Below are 2,317 nucleotides of genomic sequence, written 5' to 3'. Positions count from 1 at the left end.
GTCCGAAGCCGGCGAGGGAATCGAATTAAAGACCCTGTTTCTAGGCGGGGGCACCCCCACTCACCTCAGCATTGAACAACTGCAAAGATTGTTTGACGCCGTTTTTTCCCATTTTCAACTGGCGGCCGATTACGAATTCAGTATTGAAGCCAATCCGCTCAATCTCAGTGACGAAAAAATGGACTTTCTGAAACAGAGCGGTGTGAACCGGGTCAGCCTCGGCGTGCAGTCCTTCGACTCGGAAATACTGACCTTCCTGGAACGGGACCATCAGCCGCAACAGATTTTTGAAATTGTTCAAGCGCTGCAGTCCCGGATTGAAAATGTCAGTCTCGACCTCATCTTTGCCGTCCCCGGCCAGACTCTGTCAGGCTGGAAAACTTCACTCTCTGAAGCGGTTCGGCTCAACGTCCCGCATATTTCGACTTATGGATTGACGATTGAAAAAGGAACTTCTTTCTGGAGCCGGCAAAAAGCAGGCCTCTTCGATTTGCCGGAAGAAGATCTGGCGGGCGCCATGTATGAATACTCGCTGGAGTTTCTGGATGCGGCAGGCTTAAAGCATTATGAAATTTCCAACTTCGCCCGACCGGGTTATGCATGTCGGCACAATGAAGTCTACTGGACCGGCCATCCTTATTTTGGTTTCGGCCCGGGCGCAGCCAGTTATCTGAATGGAATTCGCAGACAGAACCACCGCAGCGTCATCACCTGGTTGAAGCGAATCGCCGCAGGAGAACCCCCCATCGCCGAACAGGAAGAGCTGTCGCCGGAGAATCGTGCTCGGGAAGCGATCATTTTCAGTTTAAGACGCCGGGCAGGAATCAACGTGTCTGAATTTGCAGAACGATATGGCTTCGAGCTCTACGACTTAGCGAACACAGCCATCCGGAAACATGTTGCGGCGGGTTTTCTGGAAGAAACTCCCACGCATGTTCGACTCACCCAGGCAGGCTGCCTGCTCGCCGATTCGGTCGTCATCGATTTCCTTTAATCGGAAATCGCTATTTCACACTGGGATATTCCTGTGTGACTTGCACCTGATATTTCCCTGGAAACGGTGTCCAGCCGTTGTCCATTTTGCGTCCCTGAATGTCGAACTGCAATGTTCCTTTGGGCACGAGAAAATAAAGGCCCCCCTGAAAATCATCATGCACGCAGGGAAAGATTTTGTGATTCACACGGGCTTCCATGTGATACCCTAGACCTCCCATCAGGGAATTCAGCCCCACCGTATTTCGATAATTGATGAGATCAGGCATCACGTCGCCTGTTTCAAGAAAACGTTGCCAGTCGGCATAAAATCGTTTGAGTTCACTTTGATACTCGGTAATCCGGGGCTGATCCAACGACACGCCATTCTTGCTGATATAATCCATGAGCGCAGGATCACCGGTCAGATCAACGCGCACCAGTTCGGTGCTGCTTCCCGGCTTCAGTCGGATATACAAGCCTCCCTTGTCAGACCCATAAAATAACATCTCCATTAAATCGCTCTGCACGCGCCGGGGAGTTTCTTTTAAACTTTGATTGACGGTCTGAATCACCTCGTCAGACACGCCCAATCCCGATGTTTTCAAGTGATGTTCCAGTTTTGCACTTTCGGAATTCAATCGGGACGCCACCAGGTTCCCTTCGAGGCGGGGACCATAGGCCCAATAGAAATAACCGGCGACTCCCAGCATCAGGCCCGCAAAAAAGAGAACGACCAGAATCCCCCCCACATTCGATTTACGGCGCTTGCGTAAATAGAGTGAAGTCTGACTTGTCATGGGTCTCTGCTCGGGAGACGTTACGGGAGAGACTGGCGGATCAACGGTTTGCTCAGTGGCATTAACGGTCTCCACAGATTGCTGCTGTGGCACCGGAGTATTTTGTGCTGGCGGCGCGGGTTGACTTCCTGCTGCAATCGGATTGGGGATCACCAGCTTGGTGCCACACCGCGGGCAGTCTCCCTGCTTACCGGCCGAGGCATCCGGTACTTTTAGGGTCGATGTACAATAGGGACAATCAAATTGTATTGTCATTCTTCTACTCAAGTATCAATGGGATTATTTATTTGATCGGACAGAACCGGAAGAAATCGTTCAATTGCCGATAGTCGTGCGAGGCAGGTTTGGGCGGGAATTCTAAAGCGACTGACCTCAATTATAGGGATTCGCGCAATAAAAACCAGACTGTTTTACGGTGTCATCACTCCCATTCATCGCGAATCAGGAGCCGTTGGTCAGGTTATTTCAAAGATTCCAGATACGCCAGCAGATGTGCAGCCTGTTCTGCCGTCAGATCACGTAATAACTGTTCGGGCATAATAGAC

At 51.0% G+C, this 2,317-nt stretch carries 2 protein-coding genes; one reads left to right on the top strand and one right to left on the bottom strand.

The window, feature by feature from the left end; translation table 11 throughout:
* The coding region (gene hemW, locus Q0294_RS20835) for a radical SAM family heme chaperone HemW (RefSeq protein WP_299469303.1) at window positions 1-994 on the top strand (994 nt) is incomplete at its 5' end.
* Between the two features lie 10 nt (window positions 995-1,004).
* Here the strand turns inward: hemW and Q0294_RS20830 are convergent.
* Window positions 1,005-2,027: a hypothetical protein gene (locus Q0294_RS20830; protein ID WP_299469301.1), complete on the bottom strand. Its 1,023-nt coding sequence runs from the start codon at window positions 2,025-2,027 to the stop codon at window positions 1,005-1,007.
* Window positions 2,028-2,317: the final 290 nt, after the last annotated feature.

It is taken from the genome of uncultured Gimesia sp. (assembly GCF_937919775.1).
Classification (GTDB): domain Bacteria; phylum Planctomycetota; class Planctomycetia; order Planctomycetales; family Planctomycetaceae; genus Gimesia.
The sequence above is the reverse complement of the archived record's forward strand: the minus strand, read 5'-3'. Positions and strand labels throughout refer to the sequence as shown.

Coding starts and splice junctions, on each gene's coding strand:
- Q0294_RS20830 (WP_299469301.1), bottom strand. CDS start 2,027: ATGACAATACAATTTGATTGTCCCTATTGTACATCGACCCTAAAAGTA.